The following is a 22,522-nucleotide window of genomic DNA, read 5'->3' on the forward strand; positions in this document are numbered from 1 at the left end:
GATCATGCCCAGATGTCGACCGGGTGAATGAGGAGCCGCGGACGGCTCTCCCCGCCCCCTCCCGTGGGACACATCCCCAAAGGGCTCTGCGCCCTGAGAGGAGAGGCACCGTATGGCTTCCATCGCCTGCATTCCCTCCGTCCCGGCACCCGGGGACTCGGCCGCTCTGCGCGAGCGGGCCCGCGGCGCGCTGCTCGGCCTCGCCGTCGGGGACGCGCTGGGCGCGCCCGCCGAGAACATGAGGCCGTCGCAGATCCGCGCGAAGTGGGGACGGATCACGGGGTACGTCGCCGAGCACCCGGCCGGGACGGACGACACGGAGTACGCGATCTTCTCGGGGCTGCTGCTGGCCCGGCACGGTTCGGCGCTCACCGTGACGCATGTCGAGGCGGCCTGGCACCAGTGGATCGCCGACCGCGACGAGGGGCCGTTCCGGGGCGCCGGCTTCAGCGAGCGCGGCACCCTGGAGAACCTGCGCCGGGGACTCGCGGCCCCCATCTCCGCCCAGCACCGGCACGCCTGGAGCGACGGTCTGGCGATGCGTGCGGCCCCCTTCGGCGTCTTCGCGGCGGGCCGCCCGGCGGAGGCGGCCCGGCTGGTGGCGATCGACGGCTCGGTGAGCCACGAGGGCGAGGGCATCTACGGCGGCCAGGCGGTCGCGGCGGGGGTCGCGGCGGCGATGGCGGGCGCGGCCACGATCGCGGTGGTCGCCTCCGCGCTCGCCGTGATCCCGGACGACTCCTGGACGGCCCGCTCCCTGCGCCGGGCGGTGGCCGTCGCCCACCGCGGGGAACGGGCGGTCCGCTCGGCGGTCGTCATCGGCGGCTACCCCTGGACGGACCTGGCCCCGGAGGCCGTCGCCCTCGCCTTCGGCGCGTACGCCGCCGCCGACGGCGACTTCACCGAGTCCGTCCTCACCGCCGTCAACATGGGCCGCGACGCCGACACCACGGCCGCGGTGGCGGGTGCGCTGGCCGGGGCGACCCGGGGCGCCGCCGCGATCCCGGCGGACTGGGCGGCGGCGATCGGCCCGGCACGCGGCAGCTGCCTGCCCTCCATGGCGGGCCACCACGTACTGGACGTGGCGGAACTGCTCACCGCGGGGGACGACGGGAAGTGGGGGACCGGGAGCACGGCACCTCCACCCCCCGACCCGTACGCCCTCACCAGCGATTACATCCTTGCCTACGACGCCTACGACGATGACGAGGTGCAGCCATGAGACCCGGCCTGGTGGGCGACGAACCCGGTACGGGATCGGCCTCGGCACCGGAAGCCGGGGGATCGGTCTCGATCTGCGACATCGAGGGCTCACCCACGACGACCGACACCGAGGGCTCACCCACAACGACCGACACCGGAGACTCCCCCTCGACGACCGACACCGAGGGCTCACCCACAACGACCGACACCGGAGACTCCTCCTCGACGACCGACAACGAGGGCTCACCCTCGCCGGACGCGACCCCCCGTACCGAGCCGGGCGCCGCCCCCGCACCCGCTCCGCGCCCCCGCCGGATCGAGGGCCTCCTGCTCGGACTGGCCGCGGGCGACGCCGCAGGCTGGCCCGCCGGCCGGCACCGCGCGGCCCGGATGCCCGAGTGGACCCGGCGGCTGACCCGCGAGCTGGACACCTTCGCGGAACAGAACGCGACGACGACCCTGCCCGTGCCCATCGCGCTGAACCAGCCGCCGGAACCCCTGCGGCTCGGCCCGTCGGACGACGCGGAATGGGCGGCGTTCGCGGCCGAGGCCGTGCTGCGCGCCGGGGACCGCAGCGCGCTCGGCGACCTGAGCCGGGAACGCCGGATGCGGGCGTCCATCGACCTGTCCTGGAACGCCGTCGCCAGCGAGGTCGCCGCGGCCGCCGAGCGCGCCCCCGAGGTCGAGTCCGCGCTGCTCCCCCTCCGCGCCCGGATCTCCGTACGGGCGGGCCTCGGCAACCTCGCCACCGGGCTGCGCCCGCCCGCCACCGGCCACGACAACCCGCACTACTTCGACGACGCGGCCTGCGTACGGGCCTGTGTGCTCGCCGTGGCGCACCCGGGCGACCCCCGACTCGCCGCGGAACTCGCCGAGTTCGACGCCCGCTACACCCAGGACGGCGACGGGGTGCACGGCGCCCGCGCGATGGCCGCGGCCCTCGCGCTCGCCCTCGCCGGGGCCGACGTCGACGCCTGCGCGGACGCCGCCCTCGCCGAGCTCCCCGAGTCGACGGAGATCGGCCGCAACGCGCGGCACGCACTGCGGCTCGCCCGCGCCAGCGAGGACACCTTCGCCCTGGTCCCCCTCCTGGAACACCAGATCGTCGACCACGTCTACAGCTACGGCATCGCGGCGGCGGAGACCGTGCCGGTCGCCCTCGCCCTGGCCACCGCCGCACGCGGCCGGATCGCGGAGGCGGTGCCCGCCGCCGCCTGTCTGTCCCGGGTCGCGGACTCGGCCCCGGCCCTCGCGGGCGCGCTCACCGGCGCGCTGGGCGGCGGCGCCGCGATCCCGGCCTCCTGGCGTGACGCCTGCCGCATCCTGTCCGGCTGCGCGCTGCCCCGGCTCACGGGCACGGACCTGATCGGACTCGCCGACCTCCTGGAAGCGACGGAACTGGCCACCCCAGAGGGATGATTCGGGCATGACGCCCAAAGGAGAAGGATCGGGAACCCTCGACGAACGCATCACCGGAGCCCTCGTCGGAGCCGCCGTCGGCGACGCGCTCGGCGGCCCCGTCGAGGGCTACACCCCCGAGCAGATCGTCGAGCGGCACGGCGGCCGGATCCACGGCATCGTCGGCCCCTGGAACGGCGACGCCTGGCGCACCGCCCGCCCCATCGCCCCGTACCACAAGGGCGACGGACACGTCACCGACGACACCCTGATGACCCATGCGCTGGTACGCGTGTACGCCACCGTCCGCGACCACCTCGACGCGTACGCCGTCGCCGAGCACCTGGTCCCCGACCTCATGACGGGCCCGCGCTGGATCCCGGAACTGGAGGCCGAGGCCATCCCCCTCCAGCGGATCTTCCTCGCGGAGAAGTGGCTGGTGGCCCGCCTCCACTACGGCCATGTGGACCCCCGGGAGGCCGGCACAGGCAACATCGTCAACTGCGGCGCCGCGATGTACATGGCGCCGGTCGGCCTGGTCAACGCGGCCGACCCGGCGGGCGCGTACGCCGAGGCGCTCGACGTCGCGGGCGCCCACCAGTCGTCGTACGGGCGGGAGGCGGCGGGCGTCTTCGCGGCGGGGGTCGCCGCGGCGTGCGCGCCCGGGGCGAGCCCGGACTCGATCGTCGCGGCCTGCCTATCCCTGGCGAAGGACGGCACCCGGTCGGCCATCGAGGCGGTCTGCGAAGTCGCCGCACGCCACACGGACTTCGAGTCGGCGCTGATCCCGCTCCGCGAGGCGGTGGCCCCCTACGACACGGTCGGCCCCGACTACCGCTCCCCCTCCCTCGCCGCCCGCCGCCCCTCCCGCCTCCACGCGATCGAGGAACTCCCCGTCGCCCTGGGCATGTTGGTGGTGTCCGGGGGCGACTACCGGCACGCGGTCCTCGGCTCGGTGAACTACGGCCGCGACTGCGACTCCATCGCCACCATGTCCGGCGCCCTCGCCGGTGCCCTCGGCTCCGAGATCCCCCACGACTGGGCCAAGACGGTCGCCGAGTCCAGCCGCCTGGACCTGCACGCCCCGGCGACCGCCCTGACCGGGGTGACCCGCGAGATCTTCGCCCGTGACGTGGGCCGTCGTCGCGCCCACGAGTCCGCGTTCGCCCAGCTGACGGGGAACCCATGATGCTCCGACTGACCTGGGTCCAACCCGAGGACCTGCTCGGCCACGAGCTCGCCCTGGCGTACCAGGACGGCCGCGCACCGGAGGCGATCGCCGCCCGCTGGCACGCGGCGGGCGGCCCGCAGGCCCCACCGCGCGCGGGCACGTCCCCGACTCCGGCCTCGCGGTACCTGCGCGCGCTGGCGGGCGACCTCCTGGACGAACTGGCGGAGCTGCCCGGCGGGTTGGCGGATGCGGAACCGACGGACCTGGGGCAGATCAGGGCCCACTGCCCGGACTGGCCCGCCCGGCCCGTGCCCGCCCCCGCCCCCACCCAGACCCGTCTGGAGGCCGCGTGGCTCGGTAGAGCGGTCGGTTGTCTGCTCGGCAAACCGGTGGAGAAGCTCCCCCTCGAAGGGATCCGCGACCTGGCCCGGGCCGGCGGAAACTGGCCCCTGCGCACCTGGTTCACCGCCCGGGGCGTACCCGACGACCTCCTCCGGACCCACCCCTGGAACAGACGCTCCGCCCCCACCTCCCTCGCCGAGAACATCGACGGCATGCCCGAGGACGACGACCTCAACTACCCCCTCCTGAACCTCCTGTTGCTCCAGCGGTACGGCAGGGACTTCACGACCGCCGACGTGGCCCGCCTCTGGCTGGACGAACTCCCCGCCGGCCGCACGTTCACCGCCGAACGCGTCGCATACCGCAACCTCCTCACCGGCATCGAACCCCCGCACACGGCCCACCACCGCAACCCCTTCCGCGAATGGATCGGCGCCCTGATCCGCGCCGACGTCCACGGCTGGACCAACCCGGGCGATCCCGCCGCCGCCGCGGAAGCGGCCCACCGGGACGCCACCCTCACCCACACCGCGAACGGCGTGTACGCCGCGATGTTCACGGCGGCCACCATCGCCGAGGCGGCCACCGGCCACGGCGACATCCACACCTGCCTGCGCACCGGCCTCACCGTCGTACCCCCCGCCTCCCGGCTGGCCGAGGCGATCCGCCACGCCGTCCACCTCGCCCGCACCACCGAGGACTTCGACACGGTCGTCGACGCACTGCACACCGCCCACCGCGCCTACCACTGGGTCCACGCCCTCCCCAACACCGCCCTGATCGCCGCCGCCCTCACCCACGCGAACGGCGACTTCTCCGGCTCCATCTGTCGCGCGGTGTCCGGTGGCTGGGACACCGACTCCAACGGCGCGACGGCGGGCAGCGTCGCGGGCCTGCTCACCGGCGCCCCCGCCGCGCTCCCCGACCGCTGGACCACCCCCCTCAAGAACCGCCTCGCCACCTCCGTCGCCGACTTCGACGGCATCGGCTTCGACACCCTCGCCCAGCTGACCCACCAGCTCACGCACCGGGAGACCCGTCACCCATGACCCAAATCGCCGTGCCCGGCAGCACGAACATGGACCTCGTCGCGTACGTCGCGAAGGCCCGGGCGGTGGCCGCGGCCCCGTCGGTGCGGCGCGTCGGCGCCTCGGCCTCGATGCCGTACCGCTCCGAGATCGACGCCCACGCCGCCTCGAACACCCGGCACAGCGCATGAGCGGGCATACGGGCACGGAGGCGGGGACGGATCGCGGTCCGCTCACCGGGCTGCGCGTCCTCGACCTCGCCACCCTGTTCGCCGGACCGCTCGCCGCCACCATGCTCGGCGACTTCGGCGCGGAGGTCGTCAAGGTCGAGCACCCGACCAAGCCCGACCCGTCCCGGGGCCACGGCCCGTCGAAGGACGGCATCGGCCTGTGGTGGAAACTCCTCGGCCGCAACAAGCGCACCATCACCCTCGACCTGTCCAGGCCCGGCGGCCGCGCCACCCTCCTGCGCCTCGCCGCTACCGCCGACGTGATCATCGAGAACTTCCGGCCCGGCACCCTGGAGAAGTGGGACCTGGGCTGGGCGGAGCTGTCGGCCGCCAACCCCCGCCTCGTCCTCGCCCGCGTGACCGCCTTCGGCCAGTTCGGCCCGTACGCGCACCGCCCCGGCTTCGGCACCCTCGCCGAGGCGATGAGCGGCTTCGCGGCGATCACCGGCGACCCGGACTCCCCGCCGACCCTCCCGCCCTTCGGCCTGGCCGACTCGATCGCGGGCCTGGCGACGGCGTACGCGGTCATGGCCGCGCTCCGCGCCCGCGACGCCTCGGACCTCGGCCAGGTGGTCGACATGGCGATCATCGAGCCGATCCTCACCGTGCTCGGCCCACAGCCGGTCTGGTACGACCAGTTGGGTTACGTCCAGCCCCGCACCGGCAACCGCTCCGCGAACAACGCGCCCCGCAACACCTACCGCACGGCGGACGGCTCCTGGGTCGCCGTCTCGACCTCCGCCCAGTCGATCGCCGAGCGGCTGATGCGGCTGGTCGGACGCCCGGAGCTGATCGAGGAACCGTGGTTCGCGACGGGCGCCGACCGGGCCCGCCACGCGGACGTCCTGGACGAGGCGGTGGGCACCTGGATCGCCCGCCACCGCCGCGCCGAGGTCCTGGACGCCTTCGAGAAGGCGGAGGCGGCGGTGGCCCCGATCCAGGACGTACGGGATGTGATGGAGGACCCGCAGTACGCGGCCCTGGACACGATCACCACCGTCGTCGACCCCGAACTCGGCCCCCTGCGCATGCAGAACGTGCTCTTCCGGCTCTCCACCACCCCCGGCGCGATCCGCTGGACGGGCCGCCCCCACGGCGCCGACACGGACGCCGTCCTCACCGAACTCGGCCTGTCCGAGGCCGAGATCACCGCCCTCAGATCGGAAGGCGCCCTATGAGGATCCCGGCCCTCCCGCTCACTTGGCTCTACGCCCCCGGAGACCACCCGGAGGTGGTGGCCAAGGCCCTCGTCTCCGGCGCGGACGTCGTCCTGATCGACCTGGAGGACGCGGTCGCGCCGCACCGCAAGAAGTACGCCCGCGCCGCCACCGCCGAGTTGCTCTCGGACCCTCCCCCGGTCCCGGTCCACGTCCGCGTCAACGCGCTGGACGGTCCCCTCGCCGAGGCCGACCTGAAGAAGCTCGCCCCGCTCCCCGGCCTCTCCGGCCTCCGGCTTCCCAAGGTGACCTCCCCGGCCGATGTCGTCCGGGTCGCGGAACACTCGGCCCCCTCCGAGGGAGGCGCGATCCCCCTGTACGCCCTCCTGGAAACCGCCCTCGGCGTCGAACACGCCTTCACCATCGCCGCGGCCCACCCGGCGGTGCGCGGCATCGGACTGGGGGAGGCGGATCTACGGGCCGACCTGGGCGTTCGGGAGGACGCGGGCCTGGACTGGGCGCGCGCCCGGATCGTGGTCGCCGCCCGGGCCGCCGGCCTCGCACCGCCCACGCAGTCGATCTACCCGGACATCCGGGACCTCGAAGGCCTCGCCGCCTCCTGCGCCCACGGGCGCACCCTGGGCTTCCTCGGCCGTGCGGCCATCCATCCCCGCCAGCTCCCGGTGATCGAACACGCCTATCTCCCGACCCCGGCCGAGGTCGAGACCGCCGAGCTCATCGTCAAGGCCGCCGCCGCCGAGCCGGGCGCCCAGGCCCTGCCCGACGGCCGCTTCGTGGACGCGGCGGTCGTGGCCTGCGCCCGCCGCACGCTGGCGCTGTCCCGCCGGAAATGAGCGAAGGGGGGCGCCGCGTCCTCGGACGCGCCGCCCCCCTTCGACGTACCGGAGGAACTCAGACCTTCTTGGCCGACTCGGCCTCGCCCCGCGCCGCCTCCACGGACTCCTCGGGCTCCACGAGCTCCTCGGATTCCGCGGGCTCCACGGACTCCGTGGACTGGGCGGGTTCGTCGGACTCGGTGTCCGTCTTCGCGTCGGGCTTCTTGCCGTCGAGCTTCTTGCCGTCGGACTTCTTGCCGGTCGTCTCGGCGGCCTCGTCGTCAGCCTTGTCGTCGGTCTTCTTGTCGAGGGCGACGGCATCCCCGTCGGGGGTGTCCCCGTCCGGCTCGACGACCTCCTCGCGTCCCGGCCGCAGCCGCGCCGACACCACGATGTAGATCACCGCGAGGAAGAAGACCACCATCGCGGTCCAGTCGTTGAGACGCAGACCCAGGATGTGGTGGGCGTCGTCGACGCGCATGTACTCGATCCAGCCGCGGCCGACGCAGTACGCGGCGACGTACAGCGCGAACGCCCGCCCGTGGCCCAACGTGAAGCGGCGGTCCGCCCAGATGACGAGGAAGCCGACGCCGATGCACCACAGGGACTCGTACAGGAACGTCGGGTGGTAGTACCCCGGCACGCGTCCGTCCGTGGAGGACGTGATGTGCAGCGCCCACGGCACGTCCGTCGCCTTGCCGTACAGCTCCTGGTTGAACCAGTTGCCCCAGCGCCCGATGGCCTGGGCGAAGACGATGCCGGGGGCGAGGGCGTCGGCCCAGGCGGGGAGCGGGATGCCGCGTCGGCGGCAGCCGATCCACGCGCCCACCGCACCGAGCGCGATCGCGCCCCAGATGCCGAGGCCGCCCTGCCACACCTTGAAGGCGTCCACCCAGTCACGGCCGTCGCTGAAGTACAGCTCGTAGTCCGTGATCACGTGATAGAGCCGGCCACCGACGAGACCGAACGGGACGGCCCAGACCGCGATGTCGGCCACCGTGCCGGGCCGCCCACCCCGGGCGATCCAGCGTTTGTTGCCGAGCCAGACGGCTACGAAGACGCCGATGATGATGCAGAACGCGTAGCCGCGCAGGGGGATGGGGCCGAGGTGCACCACACCGTGCGACGGGCTGGGAATGTAGGCGATATCCATGGCAGGGTCGACGCTACCCTGCCGGACCGGACCCACGGCAAGCAGCCCGGCTACGGGTCCATAACAGGGACCCCGACACAGGCCCTGACACGGGCCGTGACAAGGATCGTGACAGAAGCCACAGCTCGGGTCAGGACGTGAGCAACGACATGAGTCGCCCCCGGCCCGTGTCCGGGACGGGGGCGCGGGGCCGAGGCGGGGCTCAGGCCTTGTTCTCCGCCTCCACCATCTGCTTGAGCTTCGCGGGGGTCATCGTCTGGTCCTCGTAGATGTTCTTGCCGCCCAGCAGCACGGTCGGCGTGCCCCGGAATCCGCTGCTCTGGAAGGCCGCGTTCGACTTCACGACCCAGCTGTTGTGCGTGCCGTCCTTGACGCACTTCTGGAAGGCGGGGGTGTCCAGGCCGTCGACCTTGCCCGCCACCTCGATGAGCTTGCTGTCGCTGGAGAAGTCGTCGGTGGTCTCGCTGGGCTGGTTCTCGTACAGCACGTCGTGGTACGCCGTGAACTTTCCGGCGTCCTGGGCGCAGGCCGCGGCGTTGGCCGCGTGCCGGGAGCCGCTGCCTCCCCTGCCGTCGTCGATGAGGGTGACCAGGTGGTACTCGACCCTGAGCTTTCCGGCGTCCACCAGCTCGTGGATCGTCGGGCGGTACACCGTCTCGAAGGCCTGGCAGGCCGGGCAGCGGAAGTCCTCCCAGACCGTGAGGGTCGACTTGGCGCCGTCCTTGCCGACGGGGATCGCGAGGCCGTCCTTGCCGGTCGCACCCGAGGGCGACACGGCCGGGCCCGACGCGGCGCTCTTCTTGTCCTTGCCCGAGTTGGCGGCCAGGACGCCCACCACCGCGGCAAGGGCCAGGACACACACCACCGACGCGCCCACGATCAGCGCTCGGCGGCGCTTGTCCGCGGACTTCTGCTTCTCTCGCTCGACCGCCATCCGCTCGCGGGCGGTGCGCTTTCCGTCACGGTTCTTCTCGCTCACAACCGGCAGAACGAACCGGGGAGGCGCAGCGCGCCTCCCCGGTCCCAGGTCCACCCGTTCGAGTGAGCGGATTGTCCGTTACGTACGCAACAGGACGCGTACGCGACGAAAGGCGTCTCAGGCCGTGCCGCGCACGCCCTTCGCCAGATCACCCGCGAGGGCGCGGACCGCGTCGAGGCCCGCGGCCTCGTCCGGCGCGTCCAGCATCCGCTTGACGAAGGCCGAGCCGACGATCACACCGTCGGCGAAGCCGGCCACCTCGGCCGCCTGGGTGGCGTTGGAGACACCGAGGCCGACGCAGACCGGCAGCTCGGTGGTGGCCTTGGTGCGCCGCACCAGGTCCTGGGCCTGGGCGCCCACGGACTCCCGCGTGCCCGTGACGCCCATCAGCGAGGCCGCGTACACGAAGCCGCTGCCCGCCGCGGTGATCTCGGCGAGCCGGGCGTCCTTGCTGCTGGGCGCGACGACGAAGACGGTCGCGAGGCCGTGCTTCTGCGCGTGCTCCTTCCACAGCGCCGACTCCTGGACGGGCAGGTCGGGCAGGATGCAGCCCGCGCCGCCCGCCTCCGCCAGTTCGGCGGTGAAGCGCTCGACGCCGTAGCGGTCGATGGGGTTCCAGTACGTCATGACGAGCACCGGCTTCCCGGTGGCCCCGTGCGCCTCACGGACCGTGCGCATGACGTCGGCGATCTTGACGCCGCCCTTGAGGGCGATGTCGTCGGCGGTCTGGATGACGGGACCGTCGAGGACGGGGTCGCTGTGCGGCAGACCGACCTCGACGATGTCCGCGCCGCCCTCGAAGACGGCCTTGACGGCCGCGATCCCGCCGTCGACCGTCGGGAACCCGGCCGGCAGGTACGCGATGAGCGCGGAGCGCCCCTCCGCCTTCGCGGCGGCGAGGGTGTCGCTCAACAGCTGGATGTTGCCGCTCACTTGGCGTCCCCCTCGATCTCGGCGGTGTCACTGTCGGCGTCCGGTTCGACGACGGCGTCGGCGGCGGTGTCGTACAGGCCGAAGTAGCGGGCGGCCGTGTCCATGTCCTTGTCGCCGCGCCCGGACAGGTTGACGATGATCAGCCCGTCCTTGCCCAGCTCCTTGCCGACCTCCAGGGCCCCGGCGAGCGCGTGGGCGCTCTCGATCGCCGGGATGATGCCCTCGGTGCGGGAGAGCAGGCGCAGGGCCTGCATGGCCGCGTCGTCGGTGACCGCGCGGTACTCGCCGCGGCCGCTGTCCTTGAGGTAGGAGTGCTCGGGTCCGATGCCCGGGTAGTCGAGGCCCGCCGAGATGGAGTAGGGCTCGGTGATCTGCCCTTCCTCGTCCTGCAGGACGTACGACCGCGACCCGTGCAGGATGCCGGGTTCACCGGCGGTCAGGGTCGCGGCGTGCTCCCCGGTCTCCACGCCGTGCCCGGCGGGCTCGCAGCCGATGAGGCGTACGTCCGCGTCCGGGATGAAGGCGTGGAAGAGGCCGATGGCGTTGGAGCCGCCGCCGACACAGGCGATGGCCGCGTCGGGGAGCCGTCCGGCACGCTCCAGGATCTGCCGCCGGGCCTCGACACCGATGACACGGTGGAAGTCGCGGACCATGGCGGGGAAGGGGTGCGGCCCCGCGACGGTCCCGAAGAGGTAGTGCGTGTGGTCGACGTTGGCGACCCAGTCCCGGAAGGCCTCGTTGATGGCGTCTTTGAGGGTGCGGGAGCCGGATTTCACGGCGATGACCTCGGCGCCGAGCATGCGCATGCGGGCCACGTTGAGCGCCTGCCGCCGGGTGTCGATCTCACCCATGTAGATCGTGCACTCGAGGCCGAAGAGCGCGCAGGCGGTGGCGGTGGCCACGCCGTGCTGACCGGCGCCGGTCTCGGCGATGACGCGGGTCTTGCCCATCCGCTTGGTGAGGAGAGCCTGACCGAGCACGTTGTTGATCTTGTGGGACCCGGTGTGGTTGAGGTCCTCGCGCTTGAGGAAGACGCGCGCGCCACCGGCGTGTTCGGCGAAGCGGGACACCTCGGTGAGTGAGCTCGGGCGCCCGGTGTAGTGGACGAGCAGGTCGTCGAGCTCGCGGGCGAACTCGGGGTCCGCCTTCGCCTTGTCGTACTCGACGGCGACCTCGTCCACGGCGGCGACCAGCGCCTCCGGGATGAACTTGCCGCCGAACGCGCCGAAGTACCCCTCGGCGGTGGGAATTTGACCCTCGGGGTCGGGAATGAAGAACTCGCTGGGCATGCGGATACCTCGCAGGGGCGACAGCCCCGGTTACGGGTCGGACAGGGGTCACGTCGATCGCGCACGCACAGGTCGCCCGGACGACACCGTTCACTTCCCGCCCGAACGAGCCGGGGCATACGGAAAGGGTCGGCCGGAAGCCCCCGGCCGAGCCGGGGAGCCGTCAGCTCACCGCGGGGTGCGGCGGGCCCGGAACGGCGCCTGATACGTGTGCGCCGGCGGGCCATCGCATGCCGTTGACCTGGCCCGGTTCGTCGCCGATGACATACCGCACGCGGCGCCCGTGGACGCGGCGGGCCGGTGCCCGGCAGCCGCGCGGCCGACAGCCGCGGGCGAGGCGGGCGTAGGGATCGCGCGCCCCGGCGGCAGCCGCTCGCACGCACGCCACTCCCCCGTCGGGGCGTGGGCCCGGACGGGTGACGGCGGTGGCGTGGGGCGCGCTGTGCACCGGGGTGTCAGCTCCGTCCGTGGCGCAACGCGGGGTGGGCCCCGGCCGCGACGAGGTCGGCGACCGCCGTCTTCGGGTCACGGCCGGTGACGAGGGACTCGCCCACCAGGACCGCGTCGGCGCCGGCGTTGGCGTACGCGATGAGGTCGTGCGGCCCGCGGACGCCGGACTCGGCGACCTTCACGAGGCCGGACGGGATCTCGGGAGCGACCCGCTCGAAGGTGGTGCGGTCCACCTTGAGGGTCTTGAGGTTGCGCGCGTTGACGCCGATGACCTTCGCCCCGGCGTCCACCGCCCGCTCGACCTCGTCCTCGTCGTGCACCTCGACGAGCGGCGTGAGCCCGATGGACTCGGCGCGCTCGATGAGGGACTCCAGGGCGGCCTGGTCGAGGGCGGCGACGATCAGCAGCGCGAGGTCGGCGCCGTACGCGCGGGCCTCCCACAGCTGGTACGACGTGACGATGAAGTCCTTGCGGAGCACGGGGATGTCGACCCGGGCGCGGACGGCCTCCAGGTCGGCCAGCGAGCCGCCGAAGCGGCGCTGCTCGGTCAGGACCGAGATGACGGCCGCGCCGCCCGCCTCGTAGTCCGCGGCCAGGGCCGCGGGGTCGGCGATCGCGGCGAGCGCGCCCTTGGACGGGCTGGAGCGCTTGACCTCACAGATGACCTTGACGCCGTCGCCACGCAGGGCGGCCAAGCCGTCCTTGGCCGCGGGAGCCTTCGCCGCGCGCTCCTTGAGCTCGTCGAGGCTGACGCGCGCCTGCCGCTCCGCGAGGTCGGCACGGACTCCGTCGATGATCTCGTCGAGCACACTCACGCGAGCGGCCCCCTTCCCTGACGGTGAACGGTTGAGCCTGTCGACCCCGGGCCGTCGTCCCGACGGCCGTGATGGGTCACACTCCCGATGGTATCCGGAGGAAGGGCTAGGCTTCACATCCGGTTGACGCCGGTCCCACTACCTGGACGTTTGCCATTTGATCAAGGGTGCAGCCAGCCGCCGAAGGGCAGGTTCCGGACAACGGTGAAGACCAGGAGCAACACGCCCACGCTCCACAGGTGCACGGGCCCCAGGTCGATCCGCAGCGGCCGTCCGCGGGCCGAGCGGACCGCCCAGACGATCCACACCACCGCGAAGACGAAGTAGCCCGTGAAGGCGAGCGCGTTGTCCGTGAGCGCCGCCGCGAAGTCCCCGTGCACGAAGGCGTGCGCGCCGCGCAGACCGCCGCAGCCGGGGCAGTACAGGCCCGTGTAGCGCAGCAGCAGGCAGACGGGGTAGTGCCCGGGCTGGTTGGGGTCCACGGCCCCGACGTACGCGAAGGCGCCGGCGACGGCCGCGAGCGTCGCCGCGGGGACGGCGAGCCGCCGCGGCACGACCCATTCGGCAGGTCGGGGCCGCGTCACCCTCCGGGTCTCGGCGTTCACCCGTCGCATTCTGCCCGTCCCGGGCGTGGCGCGCTCGTCGCGGGCGCGGCGCGCCCGGGGCGGACGCGCGAGAGGCGGTCCCGGCGGAAGTGCCGGGACCGCCTCTCGAGAAGCCCTCGGGGGGGTCAGCTCTCGGCGCCGACGGCCTCGCGGACCGGGTGCACGACGGCCGGGGCCGCGGTCCTCTTCGGCTGGCCGAGGCCCGCCGCGCGCATGGCCATGCCGACGACTCCGCCGAGGACGACGATGACCATGCCGGCCCAGAAGCCCAGCGGGTTGGCCATCACCATGAAGGCACCCGCGACGCAGAAACCGATGAAGGCGATGATGACACCGGTCCAGGCGGCCGGGGTGTGACCGTGGCTGCTGCCCGCCATGACTTGCTCCTCGTTGCTGATTACGTGTGTGAGTCGGACGCTCATCGTCCATTCTCCCGTACGCACGCCTGCGACGGGAGCGCGGGGTGGCGACTGCCACGTCACATTCTGCACGTCACGACCAATGTCCCGGGCCGTAGGGCCCAGGCCGGTCTGCCCGATTGCGGCCCTGGGTCCCGGCCGATCCGGGTCCTAGGTCCTGTCGTCGAACTCCCGTCGTCCGCCCGAAGGGCGGGCCCTGCGGCGTCATGGGGGTCCCCCTGCTCGAGCGGAGTCGAGAGCTTGGGGGAGCGTGCTCTCGGCGTGCCGGGCGGAAGTCCTCGTACTGGATGCACTTGGGCTTTCGCCCGGTGCGGCGAAGGGGGTCCCTCCCTGTTCGAGCGAAGCCGAGAACTTGGGGGCGCGTGCATGGCGTCGCGAGGCAGACGGGAGTCAGACGACAGGGCCTAGGTCCCGGCAGGGTCCGGTCCCGTCGGGTCCTCGCCCCGGTCGAGCGCCTTCCAGATGTCCTCGGGCCGGTCCGGGTCGACCGGCTTGGCCTTGCGCGGCCGGGGCGTCCCGTCGCGCTCGTAGCGGCCGGACATCGCGGGCCACAGCCGTCCGTAGCGCAGCGCGAGCAGCCCCGCGAGGAGGATGAGCGCGCCGCCCGCCGCTGCCGCGTAGGGCCAGGCGGTGTGGCTGAGGGCGCTCGCGGTGGCGGCGGTGTCGCCGGAGGCGGCCGCTGCCTTCTCGTCGAGGGCGGAGCTGTCGCTCGCGCCGAGCACCGCCGCCACGACCGTGCCCGCGCCGGAGAGCGCGAGCAGGGCGGAGACGAGGAAGCGCCCGGAGCTGCGGACGGCGAAGACGGCGACGAGTGCGGCGAGGCCCACTATGGCGAGCGCCGCGGGCACGCCCGTGACGTCGCTGCCCTTGGCGGTCAGCGGGAAGGCGCCGCCGGCCACCGTCGCGGTGCCCTCCGACCAGCTCTGCCGGGTGGAGAGCAGCGCCACGGCCGCGCCGAGGGCGCCGCTGAGCAGGGCGACGGCGAGGCTGCGGCGGCCGGACCGGGCGGGTCCCGCGGCTTCGGATCGGGGGGGAGGTACAGCTGTCACGTAGTCCACTATCGCTTGAACCCCGGGCGAACCGTCACCCGGGGTTCACGTGACCCTCGTCCTATCGCCCGAACTCGTACGGCAGAGCCCGGATTCCGCCTCCTGCTAGCCGCCGAGCCGGTTGGCGGTGTGCACCGCGCGCAGGACCGCGGCGGCCTTGTTGCGGCACTCGTCGTCCTCGGCGACGGGGTCAGAGTCGGCGACGATGCCGGCGCCCGCCTGGACGTACGCGGTGCCGTCGCGCAGCAGGGCCGTACGGATGGCAATGGCGGTGTCGGAGTCGCCGGCGAAGTCGAGGTAGCCGACGCAGCCGCCGTACAGGCCCCGCCGGGACGGTTCGAGCTCGTCGATGATCTGCATCGCGCGCGGCTTGGGGGCGCCGGAGAGGGTGCCGGCCGGGAAGCAGGCGGTGAGCACGTCGAAGGCCGTACGGCCCGCCGCGACGCGTCCGGTCACGGTGGACACGATGTGCATCACGTGCGAGTAGCGCTCGATGGACATGAAGTCGACGACCTCGACGGAGCCGGGCTCGCAGACCCGCCCCAGGTCGTTGCGTCCCAGGTCGACGAGCATCAGGTGCTCGGCGCGCTCCTTGGGGTCGGCGATCAGCTCGTCGGCGAGGGCCTGGTCCTCCTGGACGGTGGCGCCGCGCGGCCGGGTGCCCGCGATGGGGTGCACCATCGCCTGCCCGTCCTCGACCTTGACCAGGGCCTCGGGAGACGAGCCGACGACGTCGAAGCCGTCGAAGCGGAAGAGGTACATGTACGGGGAGGGATTGGTCGCCCTCAGTACGCGATAGACGTCCAACGCGCTTGCCGTGCACGGCGTTTCGAAGCGCTGGGAGGGGACGACCTGGAAGGCCTCGCCCGCCCGGATGCGCTCCTTGATGTCCTCGACGGCGTCCTGGAAGTCCGGGCCGCCCCACAGGGCGGTGTACTCGGGCAGCTCCGAGGGCGGGAGCGCGGCGGGCGGTTGGGAGACCGCGCGGGAGAGGTCGGCCTCCATGGCGTCGAGGCGGGCGACCGCGTCCGCGTAGGCCTCGTCGACGCCCGTGTCGAGGTCGTTGTGGTTGATCGCGTTGGCGATCAGCTGGACCGAGCCGTCCCAGTGGTCCATGACGGCGAGGTCGCTGGTGAGCAGCATGGTCAGCTCGGGGAGCTTCAGATCGTCCCGCTCGCCGGGGCCGATCTTCTCCAGGCGGCGCACGATGTCGTAGCCGAGGTAGCCGACCATGCCGCCGGTGAACGGGGGCAGGCCCTCTCCGTGCGGGGTGTGCAGGGCCTCGATGGTGGCGCGCAGGGCGGCCAGCGGGTCCCCGTCGACGGGGACGCCGACGGGCGGGGTGCCGAGCCAGTGGGCCTGCCCGTCGCGCTCGGTCAGGGTGGCCTGGCTGCGGACGCCGATGAAGGAGTACCTGGACCAGGATCGGCCGTTCTCGGCGGATTCCAGGAGGAAGGTGCCGGGGCGCTCGGCGGCCAGCTTGCGGTAGAGCGCGACCGGCGTGTCGCCGTCGGCGAGGAGCTTGCGGCTGACGGGGATGACACGGCGGTCGGTGGCCAGCTTGCGGAACGTCTCGAGGTCCATGGCGGCTGACCTTACTGATCCAGTGACGGTACGCCGGAATCGGCGCCCGGGGTGTCCACGGGGGCCGCCTCCTTGAGGAGCACGTCCTCGTCGAAGCAGGTGCGGGCGCCCGTGTGGCAGGCGGCGCCCACCTGGTCGACCTGGACCAGGATCGTGTCGGCGTCGCAGTCCAGGGCCACGGACTTCACCCACTGGAAGTGGCCGGAGGTGTCGCCCTTCACCCAGTACTCCCGGCGGCTGCGCGACCAGTACGTGCAGCGGCCCGTGGTGAGCGTGCGGTGCAGCGCCTCGTCGTCCATCCAGCCGAGCATCAGCACCTCACCGGTGTCGTACTGCTGGGCGATGGCGGGGACGAGTCCGTCGGCGCTGCGCTTGAGACGCGCGGCGATCTCGGGATCCAGGCCGCTGGGGCTGCTGAGCGGGGGCGTGCTGGTCATGCCGACCATTGTGCCGCGCCCGTGGGACGCGCTCGCCGGTTGTCCACAGGCCGGACCGTGCGCCCCCTGAACGCCGACGTCCACTGGGCGGGCTCCTGGGGCGGTCGTAGGCTTGCTGGCATGTCGACCCATGCCAAGCGTGAACGACTTCTCCTCGCCGACCTGTTGGAGGCCGAGGGACCGGATGCCCCAACCCTGTGCGAGGGCTGGAACACCCGTGATCTCGCCGCGCACGTGGTGGTGCGCGAGCGCCGCGCGGACGCCGCGGGCGGGCTGCTGCTCAAACAGCTCGCGCCGCGTCTGGAGCGGGTGCAGGCGGAGTTCGCCGAGAAGCCGTACGAGGAGCTGATCCAGCTGATCCGTACGGGGCCGCCACGCTTCTCGCCCTTCGCGCTGAAGCAGATCGACGAGGCGTCGAACACGGTCGAGTTCTACGTCCACACCGAGGACGTGCGGCGGGCCCAGCCGGACTGGACGCCGCGCCCGCTGGACCCGGTCTTCCAGGACGCCCTGTGGTCCCGCCTGGAGCGCACCGCCCGCCTCGCCGGCCGTGGCGCCCCGACCGGTCTGGTGCTGCGCCGCCCGGACGGCCAGACGGCGGTCGCCCACCGGGGCACCCCGGTCGTGACGGTGACCGGCGAGCCCTCGGAGCTGCTGATGTTCGCCCTCGGCCGGCAGAAGACGGCGGACGTGGAGCTGGAGGGCGACAAGGACGCGATCGCGAAACTGAGCGAGACGAAGCAGCTCGGGCTCTGAGGGCGCTGCTCAGCGGGGCAGTTCGGCGCGGCGCAGGTCGCGGACGCACAGCGCGAGGACCCCGCCGAGGCCGCAGACCGCGGCGCTGGCCACGAAGACCGGTCCGGTGCCCCACCAGCCGATCGCGGCGGCGGCCACCGGCATGCTCAGCGGGGCGAGACCGAGGCTGGCGAGGCCCGCGACGGCGGTGACGCGGCCCAGGTAGGCGGGGTCCGCGTGAGTCTGCAGCAAGGCGCCGCACAAGGCACCGCTGAGCCCCGCGAGCAGCCCCACGAGCAGGGCGACGCCGACAGCGGCGGCGACACTCGGTGCGTAGGCGAGCGCGCCGATCGCGACCGAGCCCCCCAGGATCGCCACCCCGGCCAGACGTCCCGCGTGCGGCAGGTGTCCGCGCACGGTCAGCAACAGCGCGGCGGCTCCCGCACCGGTCCCGAACCCGGCGACCACCCAGCCCATCCCGGCGGCGCCCCAGCCGCGCTGGTCGGTCAGCAGGGTCAGGCCCACGTTGAGCGGCCCGACGAAGCCGAAGTCACCGAGGGCGATGGCAGCGATGAGCGGGGCGAGGACGCGGTGTCGCCCGATGTAGCCGAGGCCGTCACGGAGGTCCCGCCACGCGGTGCGCTCCGCAGTTTTGTCGTCGGCGGGCAGTTCCCTCATCCGTACGGAGATCAGCAGCGGCACGGACACGGCGATCAGCAGGCCCGCCAGGCCGAACGCCGTCGCCGAGCCGCCCAGCGCCACGGCGAGGCCGCCGAGCGGCGCCCCGACGACATTGGCGAAGCGGATCGCGAGGCCCCGCATGCCCTGGACGCGGGCGAGCTGCCCGTGGCCGGTGACGCGGGCCGGGAGTGCGCCCACGGCGGGCATGAAGACGGCGTCGACGGTGCCGAAGACGACGGCGAGCAGTGCCAGCAGCCACAGCCCGGGGCTGGCCGCGAACAGCAGTGCGGCCACCGCGAGGACGGCCGCGCAGCGCACGGCGTCGCTGCCGATGACGACCTTCCGCGGCCCGAACCGGTCGGCGACCACTCCTCCGCCCAGCATCAGCAGGGCCCGCGGCACGGCGCTCACGGCCATCACGAGCCCGGCCTGCGAGGGCGTTCCGGCCTGGACGGCGGCCCAGGACAGCGCGAGGTAGTAGACGTTGTCGCCGATCATCGACGAGGTGTAGGCGCCGAGCCAGCGCAGCACGTTGCCGTCGCGGTGGGCCGGACGGTCGGTGTTTGCGCGGGCGGAGCCTATGACGGTCGCGGTCACTGACGTACGTCCTCTCAGGGGCGGAACGGGAAGCCGTACACATGCAGCGCCACGTTCTCGCGGCCCTCTGTGGCACCGGCCGCCTCGTCGGCGCGGCCCTTCTCGTCGTACTTCTTGATGAGAGCGATCAGCTCCGCGCCGAGCTCCGACAGTTCTGTCGCCGTCAGTCGCAGCAGGGACTCGCTGTCCGGAGCGGCGGTGTTCCACTCCGGGGCCCAGGCGGGACGCTCGTCGAGGTAGCGCCGGTACATGTCGCTGCGCTGCTCGTGGAAGAGCCGGGTGGCCGCCAGATGCGCGGCCCTCTTCTCGGGCGCGTCCCGGAAGTCCTCGTCGTGGATGCTCACGCCCTCCGAGGCGGGCTGCCACCAGCGCTCGCGGCCGTCCTCGCTGCGGGGCTCGGCCTCCTCGATCAGCCCGTACTCGGCGAGCTTGCGCAGGTGGTAGCTGACCAGCGAGGGAGCCTCGTCCACCTGCTCGGCCAGCTGGGACGCGGTCGCGGTCCTGGCCACGTACAGGGCCCGGTACAGCTTCATCCGCAGCGGATGGGCTATCGCCTTGAGCGTGCCCATGTCCGCGATGCGGCGGAGGTTCTCCTTTTCTGCCATGAGTTCACCGTAAATACGAAAGAAAAATTGCACAACAGATTTTGCGCAACTTATCTTTCGCATCTGTCCACAAGCGAGCCCCGGCCACCCGGTGACCGGGGCTCAGCGCACGGTGTGCACGGCCGACGTCCGATGTCAGCGCACGGGGCGCCCCGCCCCCCGCAGCGCCTCCTTCACCTGGCCGATCCGCAGATCCCCGAAGTGGAAGACGGACGCGGCGAGCACCGCGTCGGCGCCCGCGGCGACGGCGGGCGGGAAGTCGGCGAGCCGGCCCGCGCCCCCGCTGGCGATGAGCGGCACGGTGACGTGCTGACGGACGGCCTCGATCATCTCGATGTCGTAGCCGTCCTTCGTGCCGTCCGCGTCCATCGAGTTGAGCAGGATCTCGCCCGCGCCCAGCTCGGCGGCCTGGTGGGCCCACTCGACCGCGTCGATGCCGGTGCCCTTGCGCCCGCCGTGGGTGGTGACCTCGAAGGTCCCCCCGGGAGTGCGCCTGGCGTCCACCGACAGCACCAGCACCTGCCGTCCGAACCGCTCCGCGATCTCCCGGATGAGCTCGGGCCGGGCGATCGCGGCCGTGTTGACCCCGACCTTGTCGGCGCCCGCCCGCAGCAGCTTGTCGACGTCCTCGGCGGTGCGTACGCCGCCGCCGACGGTGAGCGGGATGAAGACCTGCTCGGCCGTGCGGCGCACCACGTCGTAGGTGGTCTCGCGGTTGCCCGAGGACGCGGTGATGTCCAGGAACGTCAGCTCGTCGGCGCCCTCGGCGTCGTACACCTTGGCCATCTCGACGGGGTCGCCCGCGTCACGGAGGTTCTGGAAGTTGACGCCCTTGACGACCCGGCCGTTGTCCACGTCCAGGCAGGGGATGACTCGTACGGCCAGGGTCATGCTGCGGACACTCCGTCTTCTCCGCCGGAGCGGAACGCCTCCACCTCGACCTCGACGACCAGTCGCGAGTCCACGAAGCCGGAGACGATGATCATGGACGCGGCGGGACGCACGGTGTCGAACAGCTCCTTGTGGGCGCGTCCGACCTCCTCCACGTCCCGGGCGTGGGTGATGTACATGCGCGTACGGACGACGTCGTCACGGCCGAGGCCGAGCTGCTGCAACGCGGCGAACGCGGCGTTGAAGGAGTTGACCGCCTGTTCGTACGGGTCGCCGTCGACGATCGCTCCGTCGATCACGGAAGTGCAGCCGGCGACCAGCACCAGGCCGTTCGGCAGCTCCACCGCGCGGGAGTAGCCGAAGGCGTCCTCCCAGGGCGCGCCGGTCGTGACACGTCGTACGTCGCTCACTTGGCTACCGCCTCCAGGGCCTCTTCCAGGGTGAACGCCTTGGCGTAGAGGGCCTTGCCGACGATGGAGCCCTCGACGCCCAGCGGCACGAGCTCGGCGATGGCGCGCAGGTCGTCCAGGGAGGAGACCCCGCCCGACGCGACCACCGGGCGGTCCGTCGCGGCGCACACATTGCGCAGCAGCTCCAGGTTCGGGCCCTGCAGCGTGCCGTCCTTGGCGATGTCCGTGACGACATAGCGCGCGCAGCCCTCGGCGTTGAGGCGCTCCAGCGTCTCGTAGAGGTCGCCGCCGTCGCGGGTCCAGCCGCGGCCGCGCAGCGTCGTGCCGCGTACGTCGAGACCGACCGCGATCTTGTCGCCGTGCTCGGCGATGACCTTGGCGACCCACTCGGGGGTCTCCAGGGCGGCGGTGCCGAGGTTGACCCGGGTGCAGCCGGTGGCGAGGGCCGCGGCGAGCGTGTCGTCGTCGCGGATGCCGCCGGACAGCTCGACCTTGATGTCCATGGCGCCGGCGACCTCGGCGATCAGCTTGCGGTTGTCGCCGGTACCGAACGCGGCGTCCAGGTCGACGAGGTGCAGCCACTCGGCGCCCGAGCTCTGCCAGGCGAGGGCGGCCTCGAGGGGGGAGCCGTAAGAAGTTTCCGTCCCCGACTCGCCGTGCACGAGCCGGACGGCCTGGCCGTCGCGGACGTCGACGGCGGGGAGGAGTTCGAGCTTGCTCACAGTGTTCCGATCCAGTTGGTGAGGAGCTGGGCTCCGGCGTCGCCGGACTTCTCGGGGTGGAACTGCGTGGCCCACAGGGGGCCGTTCTCGACGGCCGCCACGAAGGGCTTGCCGTGCGTCGACCAGGTCACCAGGGGGGCGCGCAGCGCCGGGTTGCCGACTTCCAGGGACCAGTCGTGGACGGCGTAGGAGTGCACGAAGTAGAAGCGCGCCTCGGCGTCGAGCCCCGAGAAGAGCCGGGAGCCTGCCGGGGCCTCGACCGTGTTCCAGCCCATGTGGGGCACGATGTCGGCCTGGAGCGGCTCGACCGTGCCGGGCCACTCGTCGAGGCCCTCGGTCTCCACGCCGTGCTCGATGCCGCGCGCGAAGAGGATCTGCATACCGACGCAGATGCCCATCACCGGGCGGCCACCGGACAGCCTGCGGCCGATGATCCAGTCGCCGCGGGCGTCCTTGAGGCCCTTCATGCAGGCGGCGAAGGCGCCGACGCCGGGCACCAGCAGCCCGTCCGCGTTCATGGCCTTGTCGAAGTCACGCGTGATCTCGACCTCGGCGCCCGCGCGCGCGAGGGCACGCTCGGCGGAACGCACGTTCCCGAAGCCGTAATCGAAGACGACGACCTTCTTGGGAGCGGTCAATTCCACACCTCCAGCCTCATGACGCCCGCGATCAGACACATCGCGGCGCCGAAGGAGAGCAGCACGATGAGACTCGCGGGCATCTTCTGCTTGACGAAGGAGTAGACACCGCCCAGGAGGAAGAGCCCGACGACGATGAGGATGGTGTTGAGACCTGTCATGGCT

Annotated in this window: 26 protein-coding genes; 8 read left to right on the plus strand and 18 right to left on the minus strand. The window is 72.7% G+C overall.

The features are described 5' to 3' along the window. The first annotated feature begins 112 nt into the window (after positions 1–112). From ACZ7M3_RS17825 to ACZ7M3_RS17855, 7 genes are read left to right on the plus strand one after another with little or no spacing between them, the layout of a single operon-like run. A complete protein-coding gene (locus ACZ7M3_RS17825; RefSeq protein ID WP_472064301.1) occupies positions 113–1,222 on the plus strand; it encodes an ADP-ribosylglycohydrolase family protein in 1,110 nt (369 codons plus the stop codon). Further along, positions 1,219–2,622, plus strand: a complete 1,404-nt coding sequence (locus tag ACZ7M3_RS17830; protein ID WP_472064303.1) for an ADP-ribosylglycohydrolase family protein — start codon at positions 1,219–1,221, stop codon at positions 2,620–2,622. Before ACZ7M3_RS17825 ends, ACZ7M3_RS17830 begins: the two co-directional genes overlap by 4 nt. Positions 2,623–2,629: 7 nt before the next feature. Beyond that, a complete protein-coding gene (locus tag ACZ7M3_RS17835) occupies positions 2,630–3,790 on the plus strand; it encodes an ADP-ribosylglycohydrolase family protein (RefSeq protein WP_472064305.1) in 1,161 nt (386 codons plus the stop codon). Next, positions 3,790–5,163: an ADP-ribosylglycohydrolase family protein gene (locus ACZ7M3_RS17840; protein ID WP_472064578.1), complete on the plus strand. Its 1,374-nt coding sequence runs from the start codon at positions 3,790–3,792 to the stop codon at positions 5,161–5,163. Before ACZ7M3_RS17835 ends, ACZ7M3_RS17840 begins: the two co-directional genes overlap by 1 nt. Further along, a complete protein-coding gene (locus tag ACZ7M3_RS17845; RefSeq protein WP_472064307.1) occupies positions 5,160–5,333 on the plus strand; it encodes a hypothetical protein in 174 nt (57 codons plus the stop codon). The genes ACZ7M3_RS17840 and ACZ7M3_RS17845 overlap by 4 nt, the downstream gene beginning before the upstream one ends. Beyond that, positions 5,330–6,550: a CaiB/BaiF CoA transferase family protein gene (locus ACZ7M3_RS17850; protein ID WP_472064309.1), complete on the plus strand. Its 1,221-nt coding sequence runs from the start codon at positions 5,330–5,332 to the stop codon at positions 6,548–6,550. Before ACZ7M3_RS17845 ends, ACZ7M3_RS17850 begins: the two co-directional genes overlap by 4 nt. Beyond that, positions 6,547–7,383, plus strand: coding sequence for an HpcH/HpaI aldolase/citrate lyase family protein (locus ACZ7M3_RS17855; protein ID WP_472064311.1), 837 nt, complete (start codon positions 6,547–6,549; stop codon positions 7,381–7,383). The genes ACZ7M3_RS17850 and ACZ7M3_RS17855 overlap by 4 nt, the downstream gene beginning before the upstream one ends. 58 nt (positions 7,384–7,441) lie before the next feature. On the opposite strand, the gene lgt is transcribed toward ACZ7M3_RS17855, so the two are convergent. The 11 genes from lgt to hisI form a co-directional block, all read right to left on the minus strand. Beyond that, positions 7,442–8,518, minus strand: coding sequence for a prolipoprotein diacylglyceryl transferase (lgt, locus tag ACZ7M3_RS17860; RefSeq protein WP_472064313.1), 1,077 nt, complete (start codon positions 8,516–8,518; stop codon positions 7,442–7,444). A gap of 202 nt (positions 8,519–8,720) precedes the next feature. Continuing rightward, the gene (locus ACZ7M3_RS17865) at positions 8,721–9,497 is read right to left on the minus strand and encodes a DsbA family protein (RefSeq protein ID WP_472064315.1); all 777 of its coding nucleotides are present in this window, start codon (positions 9,495–9,497) and stop codon (positions 8,721–8,723) included. Positions 9,498–9,614: 117 nt separating this feature from the next. Next, entirely contained in the window at positions 9,615–10,430 is an 816-nt protein-coding gene (trpA, locus tag ACZ7M3_RS17870) for a tryptophan synthase subunit alpha (RefSeq protein WP_472064317.1), read from the minus strand. Continuing rightward, positions 10,427–11,719: a tryptophan synthase subunit beta gene (trpB, locus tag ACZ7M3_RS17875; protein ID WP_472064319.1), complete on the minus strand. Its 1,293-nt coding sequence runs from the start codon at positions 11,717–11,719 to the stop codon at positions 10,427–10,429. The genes trpA and trpB overlap by 4 nt, the downstream gene beginning before the upstream one ends. A gap of 163 nt (positions 11,720–11,882) precedes the next feature. Then, on the minus strand, positions 11,883–12,167 hold the full coding sequence (gene trpM, locus ACZ7M3_RS17880) for a tryptophan biosynthesis modulator TrpM (RefSeq protein ID WP_388524997.1): 285 nt from the start codon (positions 12,165–12,167) through the stop codon (positions 11,883–11,885). Positions 12,168–12,174: 7 nt separating this feature from the next. Then, positions 12,175–12,984, minus strand: a complete 810-nt coding sequence (trpC, locus tag ACZ7M3_RS17885) for an indole-3-glycerol phosphate synthase TrpC (protein WP_067363834.1) — start codon at positions 12,982–12,984, stop codon at positions 12,175–12,177. A 161-nt stretch (positions 12,985–13,145) separates the two neighbouring features. Next, complete coding sequence (locus ACZ7M3_RS17890; RefSeq protein ID WP_472064322.1) at positions 13,146–13,598, minus strand: DUF2752 domain-containing protein; 453 nt, start codon at positions 13,596–13,598, stop codon at positions 13,146–13,148. A gap of 116 nt (positions 13,599–13,714) precedes the next feature. Next, positions 13,715–13,966 carry an HGxxPAAW family protein gene (locus ACZ7M3_RS17895; RefSeq protein ID WP_472064324.1) on the minus strand — a complete coding sequence of 84 codons (252 nt, stop codon included), beginning with the start codon at positions 13,964–13,966 and terminating at the stop codon, positions 13,715–13,717. A gap of 446 nt (positions 13,967–14,412) precedes the next feature. Beyond that, positions 14,413–15,066, minus strand: coding sequence for a TIGR02234 family membrane protein (locus ACZ7M3_RS17900; protein ID WP_351315051.1), 654 nt, complete (start codon positions 15,064–15,066; stop codon positions 14,413–14,415). 96 nt (positions 15,067–15,162) lie between these two features. Beyond that, entirely contained in the window at positions 15,163–16,641 is a 1,479-nt protein-coding gene (locus ACZ7M3_RS17905) for an anthranilate synthase component I (RefSeq protein WP_472064326.1), read from the minus strand. 11 nt (positions 16,642–16,652) lie between these two features. Further along, complete coding sequence (gene hisI, locus ACZ7M3_RS17910; protein ID WP_472064328.1) at positions 16,653–17,078, minus strand: phosphoribosyl-AMP cyclohydrolase; 426 nt, start codon at positions 17,076–17,078, stop codon at positions 16,653–16,655. 120 nt (positions 17,079–17,198) lie between these two features. Between hisI and ACZ7M3_RS17915 the strand changes: the two genes are divergently transcribed. Continuing rightward, complete coding sequence (locus ACZ7M3_RS17915) at positions 17,199–17,834, plus strand: TIGR03085 family metal-binding protein (RefSeq protein ID WP_060902101.1); 636 nt, start codon at positions 17,199–17,201, stop codon at positions 17,832–17,834. A gap of 9 nt (positions 17,835–17,843) precedes the next feature. Here the strand turns inward: ACZ7M3_RS17915 and ACZ7M3_RS17920 are convergent, their stop codons facing one another. From ACZ7M3_RS17920 to ACZ7M3_RS17950, 7 genes are all read right to left on the minus strand, one after another. Further along, positions 17,844–19,091: an MFS transporter gene (locus ACZ7M3_RS17920; protein ID WP_472064331.1), complete on the minus strand. Its 1,248-nt coding sequence runs from the start codon at positions 19,089–19,091 to the stop codon at positions 17,844–17,846. Positions 19,092–19,105: 14 nt separating this feature from the next. Further along, entirely contained in the window at positions 19,106–19,696 is a 591-nt protein-coding gene (locus ACZ7M3_RS17925; protein ID WP_099940880.1) for an ArsR/SmtB family transcription factor, read from the minus strand. A 135-nt stretch (positions 19,697–19,831) separates the two neighbouring features. Beyond that, complete coding sequence (gene hisF, locus ACZ7M3_RS17930; protein WP_355309441.1) at positions 19,832–20,587, minus strand: imidazole glycerol phosphate synthase subunit HisF; 756 nt, start codon at positions 20,585–20,587, stop codon at positions 19,832–19,834. Continuing rightward, entirely contained in the window at positions 20,584–20,997 is a 414-nt protein-coding gene (locus tag ACZ7M3_RS17935; protein ID WP_067363809.1) for a RidA family protein, read from the minus strand. The genes hisF and ACZ7M3_RS17935 overlap by 4 nt, the downstream gene beginning before the upstream one ends. Continuing rightward, entirely contained in the window at positions 20,994–21,719 is a 726-nt protein-coding gene (gene priA / locus ACZ7M3_RS17940) for a bifunctional 1-(5-phosphoribosyl)-5-((5-phosphoribosylamino)methylideneamino)imidazole-4-carboxamide isomerase/phosphoribosylanthranilate isomerase PriA (RefSeq protein ID WP_067363806.1), read from the minus strand. The genes ACZ7M3_RS17935 and priA overlap by 4 nt, the downstream gene beginning before the upstream one ends. Further along, the gene (gene hisH, locus ACZ7M3_RS17945; protein ID WP_180293960.1) at positions 21,716–22,363 is read right to left on the minus strand and encodes an imidazole glycerol phosphate synthase subunit HisH; all 648 of its coding nucleotides are present in this window, start codon (positions 22,361–22,363) and stop codon (positions 21,716–21,718) included. The genes priA and hisH overlap by 4 nt, the downstream gene beginning before the upstream one ends. After that, the gene (locus ACZ7M3_RS17950) at positions 22,354–22,518 is read right to left on the minus strand and encodes a hypothetical protein (RefSeq protein WP_165854115.1); all 165 of its coding nucleotides are present in this window, start codon (positions 22,516–22,518) and stop codon (positions 22,354–22,356) included. Before ACZ7M3_RS17950 ends, hisH begins: the two co-directional genes overlap by 10 nt. Between the last annotated feature and the right edge of the window lie 4 nt (positions 22,519–22,522).

This window comes from Streptomyces sp. NPDC111656, assembly GCF_055656965.1.

What these genes read in the sequence shown, in the direction of transcription:
- ACZ7M3_RS17825 (WP_472064301.1), top strand. Translation starts at nt 113, where the DNA reads ATGGCTTCCATCGCCTGCATTCCCTCCGTCCCGGCACCCGGGGACTCG.
- ACZ7M3_RS17830 (WP_472064303.1), top strand. Translation starts at nt 1,219, where the DNA reads ATGAGACCCGGCCTGGTGGGCGACGAACCCGGTACGGGATCGGCCTCG.
- ACZ7M3_RS17835 (WP_472064305.1), top strand. Translation starts at nt 2,630, where the DNA reads ATGACGCCCAAAGGAGAAGGATCGGGAACCCTCGACGAACGCATCACC.
- ACZ7M3_RS17840 (WP_472064578.1), top strand. Translation starts at nt 3,790, where the DNA reads ATGCTCCGACTGACCTGGGTCCAACCCGAGGACCTGCTCGGCCACGAG.
- ACZ7M3_RS17845 (WP_472064307.1), top strand. Translation starts at nt 5,160, where the DNA reads ATGACCCAAATCGCCGTGCCCGGCAGCACGAACATGGACCTCGTCGCG.
- ACZ7M3_RS17850 (WP_472064309.1), top strand. Translation starts at nt 5,330, where the DNA reads ATGAGCGGGCATACGGGCACGGAGGCGGGGACGGATCGCGGTCCGCTC.
- ACZ7M3_RS17855 (WP_472064311.1), top strand. Translation starts at nt 6,547, where the DNA reads ATGAGGATCCCGGCCCTCCCGCTCACTTGGCTCTACGCCCCCGGAGAC.
- lgt (WP_472064313.1), bottom strand. Translation starts at nt 8,518, where the DNA reads ATGGATATCGCCTACATTCCCAGCCCGTCGCACGGTGTGGTGCACCTC.
- trpB (WP_472064319.1), bottom strand. Translation starts at nt 11,719, where the DNA reads ATGCCCAGCGAGTTCTTCATTCCCGACCCCGAGGGTCAAATTCCCACC.
- ACZ7M3_RS17890 (WP_472064322.1), bottom strand. Translation starts at nt 13,598, where the DNA reads ATGCGACGGGTGAACGCCGAGACCCGGAGGGTGACGCGGCCCCGACCT.
- ACZ7M3_RS17895 (WP_472064324.1), bottom strand. Translation starts at nt 13,966, where the DNA reads ATGGCGGGCAGCAGCCACGGTCACACCCCGGCCGCCTGGACCGGTGTC.
- ACZ7M3_RS17905 (WP_472064326.1), bottom strand. Translation starts at nt 16,641, where the DNA reads ATGGACCTCGAGACGTTCCGCAAGCTGGCCACCGACCGCCGTGTCATC.
- hisI (WP_472064328.1), bottom strand. Translation starts at nt 17,078, where the DNA reads ATGACCAGCACGCCCCCGCTCAGCAGCCCCAGCGGCCTGGATCCCGAG.
- ACZ7M3_RS17915 (WP_060902101.1), top strand. Translation starts at nt 17,199, where the DNA reads ATGTCGACCCATGCCAAGCGTGAACGACTTCTCCTCGCCGACCTGTTG.
- ACZ7M3_RS17925 (WP_099940880.1), bottom strand. Translation starts at nt 19,696, where the DNA reads ATGGCAGAAAAGGAGAACCTCCGCCGCATCGCGGACATGGGCACGCTC.
- hisF (WP_355309441.1), bottom strand. Translation starts at nt 20,587, where the DNA reads ATGACCCTGGCCGTACGAGTCATCCCCTGCCTGGACGTGGACAACGGC.
- ACZ7M3_RS17950 (WP_165854115.1), bottom strand. Translation starts at nt 22,518, where the DNA reads ATGACAGGTCTCAACACCATCCTCATCGTCGTCGGGCTCTTCCTCCTG.